At 71.2% G+C, this 21758-nt stretch carries 11 protein-coding genes; 4 read left to right on the plus strand and 7 right to left on the minus strand.

The genetic code is table 11. The annotated features are described in order from the left end of the window. Nucleotides 1–18: 18 nt before the first annotated feature. Entirely contained in the window at nucleotides 19–1281 is a 1263-nt protein-coding gene (locus F1D97_RS12450; protein WP_236120808.1) for an NAD(P)/FAD-dependent oxidoreductase, read from the minus strand. A gap of 163 nt (nucleotides 1282–1444) precedes the next feature. Between F1D97_RS12450 and glgX the strand changes: the two genes are divergently transcribed. Genes glgX through treZ form a run of 3 tightly spaced genes read left to right on the plus strand, consistent with a single transcriptional unit; the run spans nucleotide 1445 to nucleotide 8020 of the window. Beyond that, complete coding sequence (gene glgX / locus F1D97_RS12455; RefSeq protein ID WP_236120809.1) at nucleotides 1445–3694, plus strand: glycogen debranching protein GlgX; 2250 nt, start codon at nucleotides 1445–1447, stop codon at nucleotides 3692–3694. Next, the gene (treY, locus tag F1D97_RS12460) at nucleotides 3691–6198 is read left to right on the plus strand and encodes a malto-oligosyltrehalose synthase (protein ID WP_236120810.1); all 2508 of its coding nucleotides are present in this window, start codon (nucleotides 3691–3693) and stop codon (nucleotides 6196–6198) included. Before glgX ends, treY begins: the two co-directional genes overlap by 4 nt. Before the next feature lies 1 nt (nucleotide 6199). Then, on the plus strand, nucleotides 6200–8020 hold the full coding sequence (gene treZ, locus F1D97_RS12465; protein ID WP_236120811.1) for a malto-oligosyltrehalose trehalohydrolase: 1821 nt from the start codon (nucleotides 6200–6202) through the stop codon (nucleotides 8018–8020). 436 nt (nucleotides 8021–8456) lie between these two features. Here the strand turns inward: treZ and F1D97_RS12470 are convergent, their stop codons facing one another. The 4 genes from F1D97_RS12470 to F1D97_RS12485 all read right to left on the minus strand — a co-directional run bounded on the left by F1D97_RS12470 (nucleotide 8457) and on the right by F1D97_RS12485 (nucleotide 13925). Next, nucleotides 8457–8729, minus strand: a complete 273-nt coding sequence (locus tag F1D97_RS12470; protein WP_236120812.1) for a hypothetical protein — start codon at nucleotides 8727–8729, stop codon at nucleotides 8457–8459. Nucleotides 8730–8794: 65 nt separating this feature from the next. After that, the gene (locus tag F1D97_RS12475; protein ID WP_236120813.1) at nucleotides 8795–9388 is read right to left on the minus strand and encodes a hypothetical protein; all 594 of its coding nucleotides are present in this window, start codon (nucleotides 9386–9388) and stop codon (nucleotides 8795–8797) included. 218 nt (nucleotides 9389–9606) lie between these two features. Beyond that, on the minus strand, nucleotides 9607–10746 hold the full coding sequence (gene xerC / locus F1D97_RS12480) for a site-specific tyrosine recombinase XerC (protein WP_236123597.1): 1140 nt from the start codon (nucleotides 10744–10746) through the stop codon (nucleotides 9607–9609). Then, a complete protein-coding gene (locus F1D97_RS12485; protein WP_236120814.1) occupies nucleotides 10746–13925 on the minus strand; it encodes a CHC2 zinc finger domain-containing protein in 3180 nt (1059 codons plus the stop codon). Before F1D97_RS12485 ends, xerC begins: the two co-directional genes overlap by 1 nt. 148 nt (nucleotides 13926–14073) lie before the next feature. Here F1D97_RS12485 and F1D97_RS12490 point away from each other — a divergent pair, with 148 nt between their 5' ends. Beyond that, a complete protein-coding gene (locus F1D97_RS12490) occupies nucleotides 14074–14421 on the plus strand; it encodes a helix-turn-helix domain-containing protein (RefSeq protein WP_236120815.1) in 348 nt (115 codons plus the stop codon). 83 nt (nucleotides 14422–14504) lie between these two features. Here the strand turns inward: F1D97_RS12490 and F1D97_RS12495 are convergent, their stop codons facing one another. Together F1D97_RS12495 and F1D97_RS12500 are read right to left on the minus strand one after the other, a co-directional pair. Further along, entirely contained in the window at nucleotides 14505–15191 is a 687-nt protein-coding gene (locus tag F1D97_RS12495) for a pentapeptide repeat-containing protein (RefSeq protein WP_236120816.1), read from the minus strand. Between the two features lie 58 nt (nucleotides 15192–15249). Further along, nucleotides 15250–21756, minus strand: a complete 6507-nt coding sequence (locus F1D97_RS12500) for an RHS repeat-associated core domain-containing protein (protein WP_236120817.1) — start codon at nucleotides 21754–21756, stop codon at nucleotides 15250–15252. Nucleotides 21757–21758: the final 2 nt, after the last annotated feature.

The raw sequence follows: 21758 nt of genomic DNA on the forward strand, positions 1-21758 counted from the left end.
GCGCGGCGTCCGGCCTGGTCAGGGCAGCAGGTCCCGGAGCGGGACGCCCGGGTCCGCGAGACGTTCGACCGGCACCACCGCGCGTGACCGGACGAGCGCCTGCACGTCGTCCACCACGTCCCACACGTTGACGTTCATGCCGGCGAGCACGCGCCCGCCACGCAGCCAGAACGCGACGAGCTCGCGCGCGGTCTCGTCGCCGCGCACCACGACCTCGTCGTACCCGTCGGGCCCGACCCAGCCGGTGTACTCCATGCCGAGGTCGTACTGGTCGGTGAAGAAGTACGGCAGCCGGTCGTAGGGCTCGTCGTGCCCCAGGACGGTCGCGGCGACGGTCTCGCCGTGGTGCAGCGCGGTGTCCCAGTGCTCGACACGCACGCGCGCGCCGAGGAACGGGTGCGCGACGGCCGCGACGTCCCCGACGGCGAGCACCCGCGGGTCGGACGTGCGCAGGTGCGCGTCGACCTCGACGCCGCCGTCGGCCGCGACCGCGAGTCCCGCGTCTCGCGCGAGGGCCGTACGGGGAGCCGCACCGATCCCGACGACGACGAGCGCGGCCACCAGCTGCGTCCCGTCGGTCAGCCCCAGGCGGGCGCCGCCCGACCCGTCCGGCTCGACCGAGCCGACCTCGACCAGGGTGCGCAGGTCGACGCCGTTCGCGCGGTGCAGCCCGGCGAACAGCCCCGCCATCCGCTCCCCCAGCACGGCGAGCAGCGGAGCCTCCTCGCGCACGAGCACGCTGACCTCGCAGCCGTACCCCCGCGCCGCGGCGGCGACCTCGAGCCCGATCCAGCCGCCGCCGACGACGACCGCGCGCCCGCCCGCGGCGCCGACCTCGGCGAGCCGCGTGCGCAGCCGGTCGCTGTCGTCGAGCGTGCGCAGCGTCACGAACGCGTCCGACCCGGGCGACGGCAGCCGCCGTGGCTGCGACCCCGTCGCGAGGACGAGGTGGTCGTACGCGGTGCGCCCGCCGCCGTCGTCGTGCACCTCGCGCGCCCCACGGTCGACCCGCGTGACCGTGACGCCCGTGCGCAGCTCCACGTCGTGCGCCGCGTACCACCCGGGCTCGTGCACGAACGCCTGCTCGCGCTCGTCGGACCCCGTCAGGTAGCCCTTCGAGAGCGGCGGGCGCTCGTACGGTCGCTCGGCCTCCGCGCCGAGCAGCACCACCTCGCCGGCGAAACCTCGCTCGCGCAGCGCCTCGGCCGTCTTCGCGCCGGCCAGCCCGGCCCCCACGACCACCACGCGGCCGCTCGTCGTGCCGCCGTGCACCTCGGTCATCGTCGTCTCCGTCCGTCGGCTCCCAGCCGAGCAGGCCACGTCCCGGGCCGCAAGGCCTGCGCGAGCGAGTCCTGGGCGCGGACGCGGCGCCCGGCCGGGCGATGTGACCTGTTCGGCCTCGACTCACCGCGCCGACCTGCGCCGACGCTGGCACTCTGGGGCGATGCTCATCTGGCCCGGACGCCCCTACCCCCTCGGCGCCACCTACAACGGAGCCGGCACGAACTTCGCGCTGTTCTCGGAGGTGGCCGAACGCGTCGAGCTGTGCCTCGTCGACCCGGACGGCTCCGAACGGCGCGTGGACCTCGTCGAGGTCGACGCGTTCGTGTGGCACGGCTACCTGCCGGCCGTGCAGCCCGGTCAGCTCTACGGCTACCGCGTGCACGGACCGTACGACCCTGCGAACGGCCACCGCTGCGACCCGTCGAAGCTCCTGCTCGACCCGTACGCGAAGGCCATCCACGGCCAGGTCGACGGTGACGCGTCGCTGTACTCCTACCGGTTCGACGACCCGACGCAGCGCAACGAGGACGACTCGGCCGCGCACACGATGCTGTCGGTCGTCGTGAACCCGTTCTTCGACTGGGGGCACGACCGCCCGCCGCAGCACGAGTACCACGAGTCGGTGATCTACGAGGCGCACGTGCGCGGCCTGACGAAGCTCCACCCGGCGGTCCCGGAGGAACTGCGCGGCACGTACGCGGCGCTCGGGCACCCCGCCGTGATCGAGCACCTCACGCAGCTCGGCGTCACGGCGATCGAGCTCATGCCCGTGCACCAGTTCGTCAACGACCCCTCCCTGCAGGAGAAGGGCCTGTCGAACTACTGGGGCTACAACACGATCGGCTTCTTCGCGCCGCACAACGCCTACGCCGCGTTCCAGCAGCCGGGTCAGCAGGTGCAGGAGTTCAAGGCGATGGTCCGCGAGCTGCACGCGGCGGACATCGAGGTGATCCTCGACGTCGTCTACAACCACACGGCCGAGGGCAACCACCTGGGCCCGACGCTGAGCTTCCGCGGCATCGACAACGCGAACTACTACCGCCTCGTCGACGACGAGAAGGAGCACTACTTCGACACGACGGGCACGGGCAACTCGCTGCTCATGCGCTCGCCGCACGTGCTGCAGCTCATCATGGACTCGCTGCGGTACTGGGTGACCGAGATGCACGTCGACGGGTTCCGGTTCGACCTGGCGGCGACGCTGGCCCGCCAGTTCCACGAGGTCGACCGCCTGTCGGCGTTCTTCGACCTGGTCCACCAGGACCCGGTGATCTCGCGCGTCAAGCTCATCGCGGAGCCGTGGGACGTCGGCGACGGCGGCTACCAGGTGGGCGGCTTCCCCCCGCTGTGGTCGGAGTGGAACGGCAAGTACCGCGACACCGTGCGCGACTTCTGGCGCGGGGAGCCCTCCACGCTCGGGGAGTTCGCGAGCCGGCTGTCGGGCTCGTCGGACCTGTACGAGCACACCGGGCGGCGCCCGATCGCGAGCGTCAACTTCGTCACCGCGCACGACGGCTTCACGCTGCGCGACCTCGTGTCGTACAACGAGAAGCACAACGAGGCGAACGGGGAGGACAACCGCGACGGCGAGGGCTGGAACCGGTCCTGGAACTGCGGCGTGGAGGGCCCGACCGACGACGAGGCGATCACCAAGCTCCGCGGCCGCCAGCAGCGCAACTTCCTGGCGACGCTCCTGCTGTCGCAGGGCATCCCGATGCTCGCGCACGGCGACGAGCTGGGCCGCACGCAGCAGGGCAACAACAACGTGTACTGCCAGGACAACGAGCTGTCGTGGGTCGACTGGGACCTCGACGACGAGCGGACCGGGCTGCTGGAGTTCGCGCGACGCGTCGTGCAGCTGCGCCGCGAGCACCCCGTGTTCCGCCGCCGCCGGTTCTTCGCGGGCGCGCCCGACCACGGCGGCGAGTCGGACCTGCGCGACATCGCGTGGCTCTCGCCGTCGGGCGAGCACATGGCGGACGACGAGTGGAACTCCTCGTCGGCGCGCGCGGTCCAGGTGTTCCTCAACGGCGACGCGATCGCGGAGCCCGACGTGCGCGGCGAGCAGATCGTCGACGACTCGTTCCTGATCCTGTTCAACGGCGCACCCGAGCCGACCGCGTTCACGATCCCGGACTCGGAGTACGGCGAGCAGTGGACCGCGGTCCTGGACACGGACTCGCAGGTGGACCCGGGCGACACCGCGCTGCCGGGCGAGGAGCTCGCGCTCGCGCGGCACTCGATGGTCGTCCTCACGCGGCCCCCGGTCACGCCGATCCCGGCACCGTCCGGGACGGGCGCGATCGCGCAGGCGGCGCGCGAGTCGGCCAAGGTCACCCCGACGCGTGTGACGCCCGCCCGTCGCACGCGGAAGAAGGCGACCGACGCACCCGCGGGGGGAACCGCGTGACGGACACCCGACAGACGCCCACGCGCCGCCTGCCCGCGCCGGGCCGGCCGGTCCCCGTGTCCACGTACCGCGTGCAGCTCGGCGCGGACCTCACGTTCGACGACGTCGCGAAGCGCGTGCCGTACCTCGCGTCGCTGGGCGTCTCCCACGTGTACCTGTCCCCCGTGCTCACCGCGGCGCCCGGCTCCACGCACGGGTACGACGTCGTCGCGCACGACGAGGTCTCCCCCATCCTGGGCGGCATCGAGGGCCTGCGCCGGCTCGCGGACGTGGCGCACGCGGCCGGTCTGGGCCTCGTACTCGACATCGTGCCCAACCACATGGCCGTGCCCACGCCCGTGTGGCACAACGCGGCGCTGTGGTCGGTGCTCGAGGACGGCGCGGACTCGCCGTATGCGGCGTGGTTCGACGTCGACTGGTCCGCGGGCGACGGTGCGGTGCTCATGCCCGTGCTCGGCGACCGGATCGGTGCGGTGCTCGCGCGCGGCGAGCTCGAGCTCACCGAGGCCGACGTCCCGGGGCACGGCACCGGCACGGTGCTGCGCTACCACGACCACGTGTTCCCCGTCCGCGCGGGCACCGAGCACCTTCCGCTCGCCGAGCTGCTCGAGCGCCAGCACTACCGGCTCGCGTACTGGCGCGTGGCCGACGAGGAGCTCAACTACCGCCGGTTCTTCGACGTGGGCACGCTCGTCGCGGTGCGCGTCGAGGACCCGGACGTGTTCCTCGCGACCCACGAGCTGGTGCTCGACCTGCTCGAGGAGGGCGTGCTCGACGGTCTGCGCATCGACCACCCCGACGGTCTGGCGGACCCGGCGGGCTACCTGGCGCGGCTGCGCGAGGCGACCGGCGGCGCCTGGGTCGTGGTCGAGAAGATCCTCGAGGGCGACGAGGAGCTCCCGGCCGACTGGGACACCGCGGGCACCACGGGCTACGACGCGCTGTGGCGCATCCAGCAGACGTTCGTCGACCCGGGCGGCGCGGCGCCGCTCGGCGCGCTCATGCACCGGCTCACCGGCGAGGCGTCCGACGACTACGCGCGCGTGGTCGAGCAGGCCAAGCGCGAGGTGGTCGACGGTCCGCTGTACGCCGAGGTGTACCGGCTGACGACGCTCGCGGCGAGCATCTGCGCCGACGACCTGCGCCTGCGTGACCACACGTGGCGCGCGCTGCACGAGTGCCTGGTCGAGCTGCTCGTCGCGTTCGACCGGTACCGCGCGTACGTCGTGCCGGGCGAGGTCGTCCCCTCCGACTCGGTGACCGCTCTGGAGCGGGCCGCCGCGGTCGCCCGGGGCCGGATGTCGACGGAGCGTCACGCGACGATGGACGTCGTCGTCGACCTGCTGCTGGGCCGCGAGGTCGGCAGTGCGGGCCGCACGCGCGGTGAGCGGCGCGACGAGCTCGTCGTGCGGTTCCAGCAGACGTGCGGCGCGGTCACGGCCAAGGGCGTCGAGGACACCGCGTACTACCGCTGGACGCAGCTCGTCGGGCTGTGCGAGGTGGGTGGCGAGCCGTCGCGGTTCGCGCTCACCCCCACGGACCTCGCGGCATGGGCGGCGCGTCAGCAGGTCGCGGCGCCCTTGGCGATGACCACGCTCTCGACGCACGACACCAAGCGCAACGAGGACACGCGCGCGCGGCTCGGTGTGCTGAGCGAGCTGCCCGCCGAGTGGGCGCGCCTCGTGCTCGCGGCGCGCGACGCAACGGCGTCCGTGCGCAGCGCGCGCGTCGACGGGCGCGCCGAGCAATGGGTGTGGCAGACGCTCGCGGGCACGTGGACGCCCGAGGGTCCGATCGCACAGGACCGACTGGTCGAGTACCTGACGAAGTCGCTCCGCGAGGCCAAGACGCACACGTGGTGGACCGCGCCCGACGAGGCGTACGAGGCCGCGGTGGTCGACCTCGCGACGAGCGCGTGCACCGACCCGACGGTCGTCGCGCTCCTCTCGGACTGGGAGCAGCGCACGCGCCCCGCGGTCCGCGCCGCGGTGCTCGGCACCAAGCTCGTGCAGCTCACGCTGCCCGGCGTGCCCGACGTCTACCAGGGCAGCGAGGTCGACACCCCCACGCTCGTGGACCCCGACAACCGCCGCCCGGTCGACGTCGAACCGATCGTCGCGCGACTCGAGCGCCTCGACTCGGGCGCCGGCCCGCGCGACCTGTCGGACGAGAAGCTGCTCGTCACGTCGCGCGCGTTGCGCGTGCGCCGGGACCTGCCCGAGGCGTTCGTCGGGCCGGACGCGGGGTTCGTGCCGCTCGCGCACTCGTCGGGTCACGCGGTCACGTACGCGCGCACGGTCGCGGACGAGCCGCGCGTCGCGGTCGTCGCGACGCGTCTGGCGGCGTCGGTCGACCGGCTCGGCGGGTGGGCCGACCACACAGTCGCGATCCCGCCCGGGACGTGGCGCGACGCGCTCACCGGTCGCGTCACCGACGGTGGCGTGACGCCCGTCGCCGGGGTGCTCGACCGGCTGCCCGTCGCGCTCCTGGTGCGGGAGGACTGAGGTGCACGTCCAGGTGTGGGCGCCGGATGCCGGGCGCGTCGACGTGCTCGTCGGACCCGACGACGCGCCGCGCGAGGTGCGTGCCCTGTCCCCCGCCGAGGGCGGCTGGTGGCACGACGACCGGGACCTGCCGCACGGCACGGACTACGCGTTCTCGCTCGACGGCGGCCCCGCCCGCCCGGACCCGCGCAGCGCGTGGCAGCCGACGGGCGTGCACGGCCCGAGCCGCGTGTTCGACACCGCCCGGTTCACCTGGACCGACGACGGCTGGGTGGGCGTCGACGTGCGCGGCCGCGTCATCTACGAGCTGCACGTCGGGACGTTCACCGACGAGGGCAGGCTCGACGCGGCGTGCGAGCACCTCGAGGACCTCGTCTCCCTCGGCGTGGACGTCGTGGAGCTCATGCCGCTCGCGCCGTTCGACGGCGACCGCGGCTGGGGCTACGACGGCGTGGGCCCGTGGGCCGTGCACGAGGCGTACGGCGGTCCGGCGGCGCTGCAGCGCTTCGTCGACGCGGCGCACGCCCACGGCCTCGCGGTGTGCCTGGACGTGGTGCACAACCACCTGGGACCCGCCGGCGCGTACGTGGGCGACTTCGGGCCGTACTGGACCGACGCGCACCACACGCCGTGGGGCTCCGCGATCAACCTCGACCAGCCCGGGTCCGACGAGGTGCGCGCGTGGCTGATCGGCTCCGCGCTGCGCTGGCTGCGGGACTTCCACGTCGATGCGCTGCGCCTCGACGCGGTGCACGAGCTGCGCGACGACTCGGACCGCCACCTGCTGTCCGAGCTGTCCCACGAGGTCGCGGCGCTGTCCGCCGAGCTCGGCCGCCCGCTGTCGCTCGTCGCCGAGACCGACCTCAACGACGTCGTCTCGATCACGCCGACGAGCGAGGGCGGCTGGGGCATGACCGCGCAGTGGGCCGACGACGTGCACCACGCGATCCACGCGCTCGTCACCGGGGAGCGGCACGGCTACTACGTCGACTTCGGCTCGCCCGCGACGTTGCGGAAGGCGCTCACGCGCGTATTCGTGCACGACGGCGGCCGCTCCACGTTCCGCGAGCGTGACTGGGGCCGGCCCGTGCCGGACGGAACCGACGGCCACCGGTTCGTGGTGTTCGTGCAGGACCACGACCAGGTCGGCAACCGCGCGATCGGCGACCGCCCGTCGGCGCTGCTCGACGCCGGCCGGCTCGCGTGTGAGGCCGCGCTCCTGCTGCTCTCGCCGTTCACGCCCATGCTGTTCATGGGCGAGGAGTGGGGCACGCGCCGCCCGTTCCCGTTCTTCACGTCGTTCACCGACCCCGACCTGGCGCAGGCGGTGCGCGACGGCCGCCGCGACGAGTTCGCAGGCCACGGCTGGGCCGCGCTGTACGGGTGCGAGGTCGAGGTCCCGGACCCGCAGGACCCGGCGACGCGCGACGCCGCGGTCCTGGACCGCGACGAGCGCGCGCACGGCGACCACGCCCGCCTCATCGAGTGGTACCGCACGCTCGTCGCGCTACGCCGCTCGTCCGCCGACCTCGCCTCCGGCGACCTGGCCGCGACGGACCTCACGTGGTCCGGCCCCGACGACAGCGACGGCCCGTGGCGCGGGCTGCTCGACCTGCGCCGCGGCGACGCACGCGTCCTGGTCAACCTCGACGAGGACGAGCGCGCGGTCACGCTCGAACCCGATGTCCCGCTAGTCGTCGCGGCGGCATGGGACCCCGCTCGCTACGACGGCCCGGACACGCTGGTCGTCCCTGCCGCCTCGGCGGTGGTGCTACTCCCGCGCGACCCATCTCCGGCCTCCCGGCCCCGCCGCACCTTGTGACGGGCGAACATCTGTCGGCAGTTCTGCTCCAGGGTCTTCGACGGTAACCCGCCGACTCTCCTCAAGCTGCCAGCGTGAGCAGATTCACCACCGACGGCGGTAGGTAGCGCCGCGTCCCGAGCCCCAACTCGGACGCGACCTCTGCGACCGGCCGCTCACGTGTCCGTAGAAGCGGGTCAGGCTCCGCACTACGAAGACTTGCAGGCGGTTGAGAAGCGCTCTCGGAGCCATGGGGCTCACCGCGGTGTCCTGCGCCAGCCGAGCGCCACCATTCCGGTAGCTGCGGCGCCCGGGACCGGAGCCGGGTGCGCCGTCTTGGGGACCGTCACCCTGATCTAGGACCCGGGACCCGGACGAGGCGCCACCCTGTCATGCCTCGCCGAGCCCGTCTCGTAGCACAACGATGCGTGAGCTCAGGCTGGCGCATCGCAGCAGATCAGAAGGGACTGTCGAAGATGTCGCCCTCGTGCTCCACGACGCGGAACGAGGACGCCACGACGATGTGTCGCACGCCTTCAGACGCGAACACGAAGACGCCGTCCGACCCTGCAAGTTCGCCGAGGAAATCATAGACCTTGGCAACATCCCCTTCCTCCGGCCGCACCAACTCAAGGCCCCTCAGGATCCTTGCGCAGCAGAGCAACTCAACCCCGTCGAAGATAAGGTCGACGTTCGTGGAGGTGTTCGGCCCACGGGGGCTGCGGATCATCAGACCGCCATGGCTAACGCGGTACTCCCAGAGCTGAAACAGACGATCCGGGTACGAGACACTACTCATCCGAAGGGATTCCCAACACATTTCCCGTTCTGCCAGAACTCCAGGTTCGGGAAGCTGCCCTCTCGAATCTGCAGCAGCTCCCAGTCAGTCGCACCGCCCCTACCCGCGGCCGCCCGGGACACGCCCGGCCAGACGTCAACGCCATCCAGGTTGAACAGAACGCGCTGACCCGGATCCCGCAACTTTCTCACGACACCGTCCTTCCACGCACCTAGAGGCGCGTCCGGCCCCACCTCCGGCAGCGACTTCCACGTATCAGCACCATGGGTCAGAGCGAAATCATCCAGGTGATCCTTGATCCCCATCGCGAAGGGCTTCGAGACTGCGACGTTTGCGGCAACACCGGTAGCCACCACGGTTCGGGGTTGCGGGGGGTCGTTCCCTAGCCGCTGACCTGCGGTGATGCCCGCCGAAGTCTCGACGGAGACCTGGGCCGCGGTGTTTGAGGCCCCGACGGCGTTCTGCGCCGTGGAGGTCGTGGCCGCCGGCGCCGGTCCGGCGGTGAACGCGCCGAGGACGATGGCAAGGACGGCGGCTAGGAAGGCCAGGACCCAGGCCGGCGCGTGGGCGCGGCGGGTCGCGGTGGTCATGGGGTCGAGTCTGGCAGCGCCAGGGCCGGGAGCGGGGCTCTGGGAGGCCCGTGTCGATGACGGCGGCGATGACGGAACGATGACGCGGGCGCCGCCGGGGCGATGACGGAGGGCGTCCTGGGCGATGACGGGGGCGGCCGCGAACACGTAGTGCAAGAGGAGTAGCGGCTGTGGTGGTCCGTGATCGCGGGCGGCAGCGGAGTGGCAGCCTGGGCCGGTCAGGGCGGCGGGGTCGATCCGGGGTGGGGGCGGTTCTCTTCTTCGATCTCTTGGTCAAGAGCAGCAAGCAGTTGGGACGCCGAGACCTTCGGGGTGCCAGCGCCGTCACCGTCGTGGCCGTCACCGGTGAGGGTGACCAGGGCTGGGCCTCGTCGTGGGGGATGGGTGGTGGCGGCGGGGAAGGTGGCGGCGTGCACGGCTTGCAGGGCCCTGATGGAGACCTGGGTGTAGATCTGGGTGGTGGACAGCTCGGCGTGGCCGAGCATGGCCTGGATGTAGCGGATGTCGGCCCCGCCCTCGAGCATGAGGGTGGCCAGGGTGTGGCGGAACAGGTGACAGGCGCCCTGCTTGCCGACGCCGGAGGCGGTGACGTGGTCGCGGACGAGCTGGGTGAGCCGGTCCAAGGAGAACGGTGTGCCGTCGACGGTCAGGAACAGGGTCCCGTCGTCGTCCGCGCTGGCCAGCCGGGGTCGGGCGGCGGTGAGGTAGCGGTCGATCCAACCGAGGGCGCGGGGTCCGATGGGGATCATGCGGTCCTTGCGGCCCTTGCCCTGCCGGACGGTCAGGGTGCGGCGTTCGACGTCGAGGTCTCGCAGGTTGAGGTGGGCGAGCTCGGCGCGGCGGATCCCGGTGCCGTAGAAGGTCTCCAGGATGGCCCGGTCCCGCAACCCCGCCGTGGTGGTGGTGTCGGGGATGGCGAGGACCTGCTCGGCCTCCCCGACCGTCAGGGCGGGTTTCGGCAGGCGGTGCTCGACCTTGGGCAGCTCCAGGTCCGCGGCGGGGTTGGACGCCAGGTGGTCGTTCTTGACCGCCCAGCGGAAGAAGGCTCGGACGGGTAGCAGGCGGGCGTTCTGGGACCGGAACGACAAGGGCTGGCCGTTGGTCTTGCGGTAGTGGAACAGGTGGCGTTGGTAGCGGACCAGCATCGGCCGGGTCACCTCCACGGGCCTGGTGACACCGCGGTCGGCCAACCACGCCGCGAGGGTGGCCAGGGCCTGGCGGCGGGCCCGGATCGTGGCCGGGGAGTAACCCCTCGCGGCCAGGTCGGTGCAGAACTCGGTGACGAGCGCGGGGAACCCGTGCCTGTCGCCGGGGTCCCCGGGGATCGTCTGGGGGGTGTGGACACCGCGCCGGCCCATCACCGGCCCCCCGCCGCGACCCGCGCGACACCGGCCCACCGGCCCTGGGACACGTCCTGAGCGTCACCGGTGGGCTGTGACCGGGGGCCGACCGGCCCCCGACCGGGCCCCGACCAGGGCCCGACCAGCGCGCCCGGTGCCCCGCCCGGTCCGGGGTCGTAGGTGGACGGCGCGGGCTCGGCCCCGACCGGTCCGGTGGTGTAGCCGGTCGCCGGCTCCTGGACGTCGGCCGTCGCCGGGGCGTCACCGAGCAGTGTGGCGGGGTCGGTCAGGCCGGCCAGGAACCGTCCCCCGGCCTCGGTGGTGGGTGGGGTCCAGGTGAGCTCGTAGCCGAACGCCCCGGAGGTCAGGCGGTGGACGACCAGGAGCTCGAGGTCGACCAGGCGGGCCAGGTGGACCTTCAGCTGGGTGTCCCCCCATCCCGCGCCGGCTCCGGCCAGGTGCTCGCGCAGCTGACGGCGGGTGAAGCGGACCAGGTCGACCGGGACCGCCAGGCGCCGCGCTTCGGCGGTGACGTAGCCGTGGACGGCGGTCAGCAGGCGCCTCGTCTGGGGGGCCAGGTCGTCCAACGCCCGGCCCAGCACGGCGTGGGCCAGGCGGTGGGCGACCTCGATGTCACCGATCGTGGTCTCCACGTAAGCGACGGTCTTCCCGCCGACCGTGGTCGTCTTCTTCTCGCGCTGGTGCTGGTGCAGCAACGTCACCGCCGCGATCAGCCCCAGATACTTCCCGTGGTCACGGCGGGTGCGGGTGCGGGTGTCGGCGAACGTGAGCCGGCCGGCGAACGGGTTGACCACCGCCAGGGGCTCCAGCAGCCGCTGAGCGTCCTGATGCAACGTCACGACCTGCTCGCGGGCGGTGCGCGCAGCCAGGCCCTCCAGGGTCTGCGCGCGGCGTTGGGCGGCGTGGATGGCGCGGGTCTGGTCCCGGTCCTCATCGACCGTCAGGACCAGGCACCTGTTCAGCAGTTCCTCGTCGACGTCGATCGCCGTCGTGGTCAGCACGATCGCGGTCGGCCCGGTGACCTTGTAGGTGTGGGTCACCAACCGCCCCGAGGCGGTGTCCTTGCCCGTGGAGGCGATCGACAGCTCCCCCTCGGACTGCAACAGCTTCAACGCGTAGGCCGCCCGGGACGCTCCCTCCTCCTCCGCGATCGACAGGACCTTGTGGGCCAGGTCGGACTCACCCAAGTAGAAGAGACTCTGGCCGGTCATCGCCGAGAACGAGACCCGGTCCTCGGCCGGGACGAACCCCAGCACCGCCTCCATCACCGCCGACTTCCCCGCCGCGGAGGTGGACTGCACGATCACCGCCAGAGGGCTGGGTAGCAGCCGGGACACGGCGGTGAGGTAGCCGACCAGGCAGTTGACTGCTTCCCCGACCATCCCCACCGCCGCGAAGTCGCCCTCGATCCGGGCGATCAGGTTCGGGTCGCGCAGCAGGTCCAACGCCGCGGCCCGGCGGGCCCCGGACACGGTGACCTCGGGCTTGGTCGGGGCCTGCGCGGCGGCGATCACCTCCTCCGCCCGCGCCTCACACGCCAGCAGCACCCGCCCCAGGTCGGCCTTGACCACCTCCGGGGCGACGCGCAGCTCCCCGGCCGCCGCAGCCACGAACACCGCCCGCGCCCGCGCCGAATACAGGTCCAACGTGTCGACATGAAACCCCGGCGTGGCGTCCGTGCCGGGGTGGTCGGTGCGGGCGACCAGCACGTTGACCCGCAACGCGTCGAACCCGCTCACCTTCTCCAGGCCCCTGACCCGCCACCGGCGCGTGCCCAGCTCGACCACCAGCTCCCCACCCACCACCGCCCCCGCAGCCACGCCGGCGGCCGGCTCCGCCTCGACAGACTCCGACTCGGGCTCGACCGGCCGCGGCTGGACGGGTTCGACCTCGTGGGCCGGGGAGTCCAACCCCGGAGCCACCACCGGCGCCGGAACGCTGACCACCGGCTCGTCGACGACCGGCTGCGGCTCGGGCGCCGGCCGCGACGAGGCGGCTAGTGAAACAACCGGGACCGGAGCATGCTGGCGGGTGCGGGCGGCCGGTGGGCGCCGCCCGGTGCCCATCCAGGCGGCCTTGCGCAGCACCCGCCCCAGGGCGTCGGTCGGGTTCTTCGCCCCGACCGCGACCTCGTTGACGTCCATCCCGCGGGGCAGCTCGACCCGGAAGCACTCGATCCCGACCGACGCCAGCTCGGCCGCGAGGGTCTTGGCGCCGGTGTCCCCGGCGGTGTCGGCGTCGAACGCGATCAGCACCCGTGCGACCCCGTGCTCGACCACCGCGGCCTGGTGCTCGCCCGTCCACCCCGACGTGCCGTAGGCCGCGGTCACGTGCCGGAACCCCGCGCACCACAACGTGAGCGCGTCGATGATCGACTCGGCCACGATCAGCTCATCCGTCGCAGCCAGCACCCCGTGGTTCCAGACCCCGCGGTGCGGGCCCGGCAGATAGAGATGCCGGGGGGTGACCGCGGGGTCCAGGCGGCGCCCGTAAACCTCCCCCACGTTCCCCGCCCCGTCCAGGACCGGGAAGGTCACACAGCCACGGAAGTGCTCGTGCCCAGACGCCTTGACCAGGCCCAGGTCCCGCAACCGCGTGCGCAGCGCCCGACCATCTCTGACCTGGGAGGACGGCAACCGGTAACCCAGCGTCCGGTCCGCCACCCCCACCTTGAACGCCTCCAGCGCCTCCGGCAGGTCGATCCGCCGCCGCGCGAGGAACCCCTGGGCGACCTCGTGCCCGGCCAGCGCCGCCGCGTAGTGCGCGACCACCTGACCCACCAGCACCCGATCCGCCGCATCCGGGCCCACCAACGCCGGCAGCTTCGCAGCCGTCGACCGCACCACCGGCCCCACCCCCGGGCTCTTCGGCTCCGCCAGCACCCCCAGCGACGGCGAGGACTCCCGCAACAGCTCCACCGCATGCCGGAACGAGACCCCCTGCGCGGTCATCACCCAGTCCACCGGCCCACCGCCCGCCTGACAGGCCCCCAGGCAGTGCCACAAGTTCTTCCCCGGCGAGACCACCAACGACGGGGACCCGTCCTCATGGAACGGGCACCGACCCACCAGGTCCCGGCCCTGCCGGGACAGCTCGACCCCGCACCCCTGCACCAACCGGGCCACCGACACCTCGGCCTTCAACCGGGCCAGCTCGGCCTCCGGGATCCGCGCCACGCCTGGGGCCTCCCGATCTCCAACACCGGTCAAGACGAAATCTTGCCCTGCTAGAGATACAGTATCTGCTCTATCGGGTCAACAGAGCACGGAAGGCGACGCGACGATGGACACCCCAGCAAGCCCCCTCATCGACCGGCTCGGAGACATGGACTTCGCCCACCGCCTCGCCGCCGTCCGCAAGCAGCGCGGACTCACCCAGCAGGCCCTCGCCGACACCGTCGGCATCCACGTCACCCAGATCCGCCGCTACGAAGCCGGCACCAGCCAGCCCACCCTGGACGTCCTGCGCGCCCTGGCCGTCGCACTGTCAGTCAGCACCGACGCTCTCGTCTTCAACGAAGATGAGCGCGGCCCGGCCGACAACCAGCTCCGCCTGCGCATGGAAGCCCTCGAAAGCCTCGACGACGACGAGAAGACGACCGTCATCGCCATGATCGAAGGCGCGCTCCTGCGCCACCACGCCCGCCAAGCACTCACCGGCCGAGCAGGCTGACGATCAGGCCCGGGAGTCCTGAGTACTCGACGCCCTCGCCACCAAGACCAACCTCCACGCCCTGACCACCGACGCCAGCTGAACTACCCCTGCAGCGCCGCCGTCAGCAGTGCCCTGATCGCAGGCCGGGAGGCACGGGGGTAGTCGTCGACCCGGACGAAGAGCTGGCGCTGACCGGCGGCGACATCCGCTTCCATCACGGCCAGGACCCCCCGTGCACGCTTCTTCATCTCAAGGTCGTCCCAGGCATTGAAGGCGCTCCTGGCTCGGCGAACTGCAACAGCAGCATCGTCGAGGTAGGTGTACTCCTCCCCCGAGGGCAGCCGCTGCCTGGTCAGGTCTACGCCTGTGCGGAAGGCCACGTCAGCGAGCCTGGCTCGCGAGAAGTCGTTGTCCTCGAACTGATTCACCCGACGTCCAGCAGTTCCCTGCTTGTCCGACGGCACTGAACCGTTGAACACGACCTTCTTCAGCCGCCCGGAGAACGTGCACCCAACGATCTCGACGGCGAAACAGAACCAGTGCTCAATGACGGAGTTCTCGAACGTGCAGTCAACGAACCTCGCGTAACCGCCCGGCCCCATCCGCAACTTCGCCCCGTCGAAGCTGCACCCCACGTACTCCGAGACGAGACGGCCCGCGCCGAACGAGGCGGACTCGATCACCGCCCCATCGAACCGGCACGCCTCGAACCGACACCCCTCCGCCGAGAACTGCTCCAGGCGCCTACCCCCCAGATCAACGGCCACCAGCCGCTGGCCCGAGAGCACGACACGATCCTCATCCCGCACCGGTTCATACCCAGTGCCACGCACACCGAAGTCCATCTCAGCAGCTCGGCAGGACATAGGTGCACATCGTCACTCCCTCGTACCCCGGACGCCTAAGATGCGCACCGACCTGGCCCGGCGTCGTCAGCTCCAACCGCTGGCCCGTCAGCGTGTCCAGGAAGTCAGGACCCCTGGTGCTGTACTGGAACCGCCCCGGGAACGCCTCATCCAGCGCACTAGCAGTATTGCGATGCACCGCCTGTCCAAGCATCGGATTCCGCAACCAGGGCTGCGCCTCCATAGCGGCCCGCTCAGCCGGAGAAAGCGCACCGGCCAACTCATCAGCTCCACGAGCAGCCTGAGCACGCGCCGTCGACTGAATGATCTCGGCCGCATCCCCCGCGGTGTTTGCGGCCGTCTCGACGGCTGCGCGAGCCGACAGTGACGCCGCGGCTTCCGCGAGCACCTTCTCGCCTAGGTTACCGACGTAGGAGGTCGCCTTGGCGGCGTTGCCCGCGTTCCCGCCGATCAGGATGTGGAGACCGGTCCACTCCCCGAAGTCGTCGGAGTACGCGTAGATGCTGTTGGTGTTCGGGTTCCCGAACCGCCCGATGGTTCCTGGGGTGACGAGGTCGACCGCACCCAGCACGGCGTCGGCTGACCCTGCGCCCCACGACTGCAGGCTGTTGACGATGATGCTCTGACCGTCGGAGTCCTCCAACCACGTGCTGTACCAGTTCGCAGTCCCCCGCCCGGCTCGGGCGATCGGATCGGTGAGCCAGTCCCAGCTGATCATCAACCCGGTGGGGTCCGACCAGGTGGTCGGGTTGTTGTTGGCGTAGACGTAGGCGTTCCACTGCTGAGGGTTGGTCAGGTCGAGCACCGGGTCGACGGAGATGAACCGGCCGGTGGTCTCGTCGTAGTAGCGGGCACCGACCTGCGTCAGACCGGTACTCACGTCTCGGGTCTTGTCGAGGAACTGCCGCTCACCAGGGACGTCGACGCCCGCGCCGCGGGCCGCGCCGAACGGGTCGGTGTACTGCTTGACGACCCCGGCCGCGGTCCATGTGGTGTTCGCGATCGCCACCAGGGCCGTGCCGTGCAGGTCCGCGACCAAGGACGTGACCGCCCCCAGACCCTTGCCGGTGCGCACCGCCACGGTCTGCCCGTCGAACGAGTAGTACCGCACCGCGGAGACGACCTCGCCGTCCTCGACACGGATCTCCTGCCCACCAGGCAGGTACACCGTCGTGCCGGAGGAGTCCGTGCGCGTCAGACGCTCACCGTTCGCGTCGTAGACCATCGAGGTCCTCGACCCAGCAGCGCCCACCGCCGTGAGCTCACCCTCACCGTCCCACACCAGCGGCCCCGAACCCGGCCGGGCGGTCTGACGCCCAGCCGCGTCGTACTCGTAGCCCGCGGTCGTGGGCGCCGCCCCGTTCACCGAGGTGCTGGTCCCGGTGAGCGCGTGAGGGCCGGCCTGCCCCTGCCCGTAGGAGTACGTGGTGTCTGTCGTCGTCGCCCCACTGGTCCACGAACCCCAGGACCCCGCCCGGCGGGCGGTCAGGGTGCGACGGTTGCCCAGATCGTCGTAGCCGTAGGTGTCCCAGTACGGGGCCGCGCCGGCGACCTCGAGCGTCGAGGTCGGCTCACTGCCACACGTGCTCGCCTTGCTCGTCCACGCCGCGGTCAGGCGACGCAACCCGTCGTAGGTGAAGCACTGACGATCCGGCTTCTGGCCGAGCAGGAGGTTTCCGGGTGTGTCAGTGGCAGACGTGAGGTTGCCGGCCTGGTCGTAGGTGTAGGCGACGTTCAGGTCGGTCCCGTTGATCTGCTCGCGCTTGACCGCGATCCCCGTCAAGCGCTGGGTGACCTCGTCATACCTGTAGGAGGCGACAGCGCCATAGGTGTTGCCCAGGTCGAGCGCCGTGAGGTTGCCGTAGTCGTCGCGACGCGACTCGGCGACATACGTGCCCCACCCGAACCCGCCGGCCATCCACTGCGGCCGAGACGCGGCGTCGTAGTACGTCGTGACGGTCTCCGCACCAAGGACCTTGGTTCCACCGCCGCTGGCTCCCCCCTGCGTGATCTGCGGCAGCTTGACGGTCTGCACCTGCCCGTCGGAGGTGTACCCGTACTCGGTGACGAACTCCCGCTTCGTCAACCCGGCGAGGTCACCGGACGCGGGCAGCGAGACCTTCGTGCGCACGGCCCGGTAGGCGTGGTCGTACTCGAGGACCTGCGAGACGTACTCACCACCCGACGTGTGGCGGGTGCTCGAAGCCAACTGGCCCAGGACCGTGTTGCCGTCGACGTCCTTGGCGGTGTCGTAGGTGAACGACGTGCGCAGGCCAGAGGCGTCGCTGACCGTGAGCTTGCGGCCGAGGTTGTCGTACGTGTAGCTCAGGGTCTGCCCGGCGCCGTTGGTGACGGCCGTGGTCCGGCCCAGAGTGTCGTAGGCCGTGGTGGTTCGGCCGGCATCGGGGTCGTTCGCTGCGACCTGCTGCCCCGCGAAGTCGTACTCGTAGGTCCACGTGTTCTTCGCGATGCCGCGCGCGAGGTCCCCGCTGTCCGTGAATGAGACGAGGTTGCCCGACCGGTCGTACTCGTACGTCGCGGCGACGACCTGGCTGTCCAGCACCGTGCGTGCGTTGAAACCTGCCGGAGCCGGCCGGGTGCGGTGCTGGGCGAGCGTGGTGGTTCGACCCTGCGCGTCGACCACGGTCGTGACCGCGGTTCCGCCCTGGGGAGGGATGACCGTCGTGTGGGAGCCGTCGTAGACAGTGACCGTGCGGAACTTCTCGTAGTCGGGGTTCGAGGAGTTGGTGCGCCAGGTGATCTCGTCTGTCACGCGACCGGCCGCGTCGTACCGGTAGGTCGTCCCTGAGGGGTACGAACCTGCGGTGGTGACCAGTCCGGCCGCGGGTGCCTTGGTGGCGAGCCATGGTCCGAGGACCTGGGACGTGCGCCCGGCGGAGTCGTACAGCGTGTGCGTCACCATCCGCCCACGCTGTGCGGCGCTCGTGGCGCTGCTCGCAGCCGCCTGGCTCTCCGTCTGGGTCTGGATCGTGCGCATCAGGCCGTCGTAGACCACCGAGCTGAGGTGCTGGGTGACGCCGTCCGCACCGAGCGTGCGCGTCACGACACCGTTCAGGCCGTTCGGCTTGACCGTGTACTGGTACTGGACCGACGGGTTGGCGGCGTTCGCGTGCTGCGGGTATCTCACCTCGAGCAGACGGCCCAGGGCGTCGTACTCCGCGGTGGTCTGGCGACCATTCGCGTCCACCGTGGCAAGGACAGACCCGCGCAGCGGGTCGAGGGTGGTGCTCGTCGTGGAGCCCGGCGTGCCCGCCGAGGGTGCCGGGGCCGTCACCTGGACGGTCTCGACGATCCCGTTCACTGAGCCCTGGGTGCTGGGCGGGTTGTACTGCGTGAACGTCCGGTTGTCCTGAGCGTCGGCGACCTCCAGCGGACGACCGAACTTGTCGTACTGCACGACCCTGCTCGTACGCAGGTAACCCGCGTGCGTCTGGTGGTTCAGCACTCCCGACGTCCGGTCCAGACTCGGGTCCACCTGCCACGTCGCCGTCGTTCGACCGGCCGCGTCGTAGTCGGTCAGCGTGTCGGAGACCAGCGTCTCCAGGCCCGTGGCCGCATCCGTGCAGGCGGCCGCCACGACCTGCGCGCGGGTCAGCAGACCGGCCAGGCGCACCCCGCTGCTGGTCGTGCGCTCAGCCGCGTAGGTCTGCCGCGTGCAGGTTTCGTCAGCGGGCGGCAGGACACCGCCGGACTGCCACACGGCACCGTCGTCGTCGACCTGCGAGGGCCGCGACAGGGAGTCGAACTTCGTGACCGCCCTCGTCTGCCGCTCGAGTGCCCCGGACGCCGTGAAGGTGTTCACGTAGGTCGCCACGGCGCCGATCCGCGTGGACTTGCGCCCGTCGCTGGCAGTGATGGACGTCAGGTCACCCGGAACGGTGATCGTCTGGGACACCATCGCGGACGCGTTGAACGTCGCCTGCGAGTACGCCATCCCTGCCAAGCGCTCGTGGTCGGCCACAGGGACGGTTCTGGGGGAAGGCCCCGCGTCAACCGATCGATCGCGACCCTGCAGAAATCTCGTGACCGTCTTCGACTGGGCCGACTCGTCCCCGGACGTCGTCGTCACCTGCGCGAAGCCACGGAACTCAGACCTGGTGACCTCGTCCTCGTCGACGAGGGGACCCGTCGGCGTCGCCCAGAACGGGTCGCCGTACTCGTAGGAGGTGACCACGGAGTCCGACCCCGTGACGAGCCGTTCCCCGCCGGCACTGGACGCACCGCTGTCCGAGACCGCCGTCACCACGTACTTGTAGAACTGGTCCGGCTTGTCCCTCGTCTGGCCCTTGGGGTCCCAGTTCACCGGGAACGTCAGTGTGCTGCCGGTCCCGAAGGTCGCGGCGTAGCTGACTGTCGTCGTCGCGCCTGACTCGCTGCGGATGGACGTAAGCCGCGGCCGCTTCATCGCAGACGGGCCGTCGTTCGCGGTGTCGACACGGTTGGCGTGCAGCGTCCAGCCGAACTGCACCGGCGGCAGCTGCATAGTCGAGCCTTGCGACCCGTGCCCCGTGCGCGCGACGGAGCTCAGCTGCAGGATCTCGCTCGCCGCCTGCCCGTTGGTCCTGCCGCCGTCGGGGGCGACGAAACCGTGCACGAGCTGCCAGCTGTCGACGGGCTCGTACTGCGACCCGACGTACGCGTACGTGGTCACGGTCCGCAACCGGTACCGATTGAAGAAGACGGGGCTGGCCTGCTCGACCGTGCAAGTGGAACTGGACGCTCCCGGCACGCAGTACAGGTCCGCAGGGGCATCGGGCCACTGACCGGCGTGCGCCCGCATCTTCGTCTGAGTGCAGTTCCCCCCCGACTGAGCACGGCACCGCAACGCCGAGTCGAACACGACCTTGCCCAGCGCGTGACCGCCGAGATCGTCGAACCTGGTGCCGTACGTGATGCTCGCCAGGTGTCCGCCGGTGTCGTAGTCGACCGTCTTGTCGTTGCCCAACCCGTAGCTGCGGTAGGCGGCGCGCTCGCGCGCGTAGGTGTAGGTCATCGTGTTGCCTGACCTGTCGGTCACGGTGCGCAGGTTCCACCGCCACGCCTGACGGCACATGGACTCCGCCAGAAGGGCGCTGTTGCACTTCTCGCCCTCGTGGTTGCCGAAAACTGGCACGGTCCACGTGGAGTTCGTCGCATCGGCCTTGTTCGGCGCCAGGTCGCTGCCGAAGACGTACCGCAGACCGTCGGACGTCGTCACAACCCAGTACTCACCGTCGTCGTCGCGAAGCGAGGTCTCGACCGCGCCTTCAGAGCCGGTGGTCTCGTGCTCGATCCGGGTGCCGTCGTCGTTCTTGGGGCGCCAGCCGCCGTCGGCGTCCTTGACGAGCTCAAGGGCGTTTCCGTTCAGGACGAGGGTCGCGGTGTCCTCGCCCCAGCACAGGTCGCCGGTGTTCTTGGTGGCGTTGTTCGCGGCCTTGCCGTCGACGGGGTCTTGGTCCTTCATGCAGGCGAGGTACTTGCGCTCGATGAAGCTCGACGTGAGCTCGAAGCCTTCCCCGACCCACGACGCCTGGTTGTTCGTCGACGGGGTGCGCCCGTCGGAGACGCCCGAGGAGTACGTGAGCGCGACGTTCGGGACCAGCCCGCCGGGGACGTCGGGCACGTCCATCGGGTACGTCCACGTGAACGCACCCGAAGACCCGCCGCTGGCCCACGCCGCAGCCGGCGCCAGGCTGGTCGCGCCCCAGTCACCGGTGGCACCGTCGCTGGATGCACCGGCTGCCAGCGTCACCGCGGAACCCGTGGCGAGGCTCTCCCCCTGAGTGAGCGCCACCGTCGCGGTCAGCGTCTGCTGCGCGGGATCGTTGACCACGTCGTCGAGCTCGACCCAGCGGCACGGCAGGGCGGTCGGGCCGCACTCGACCTGCTGGTAGAGGGTCAGACGGCTCGTCCAGTCGCCGGCACCGAGATCGGCGAGCTGCGAGTATGACAGCCGCACCTCCACAGCGGAGCTCGGCGCGAGTTGCTGCGAGGCGTCAGCCAGCTCCACGACGACTCCGGTGAGACCCGACTGCGCTGTCAGGGCAGGGTCAGCGACGCTGATCTCGACCGTCTCAGGTGCCGGTTCACCCGCGATGGGGTCGAGCGTCAGCTCCAGTCCACCGACGTTCGCCGGCACCCGCCCGCCGACGTCGTACACGACGCTCTCCGCGACGATGTCGGGCGCCTGCTCGGCTCCACCCGCGTCGCCGTCGTCCGGGTCCTCCTCGACCACGTCCTCCAGCGGTAGCACATCCGGTTGCGCGGGCAGCTGCGCAGGATCGGGGTCGACGACCTCGGCCGGCACCTGCTCGAGGGTCGGCAGACCAGCGACGACCTGCGCCATGTTCTCCTGGCGCGCCTGCAGCGAGTCCGCCGGCTCGGCGGCCTCGTCCGCTGCCCCCACCGTGCCAGCAGCGATCTGCCCGGCAAGCACGACGGCGAGACCCGCCGCGATCCCGGACACCAGCCGTCGGGTGCGGACCACGC

Origin of the sequence: Cellulomonas palmilytica (assembly GCF_021590045.1) — a bacterium.
GTDB lineage: Bacteria > Actinomycetota > Actinomycetes > Actinomycetales > Cellulomonadaceae > Cellulomonas > Cellulomonas palmilytica.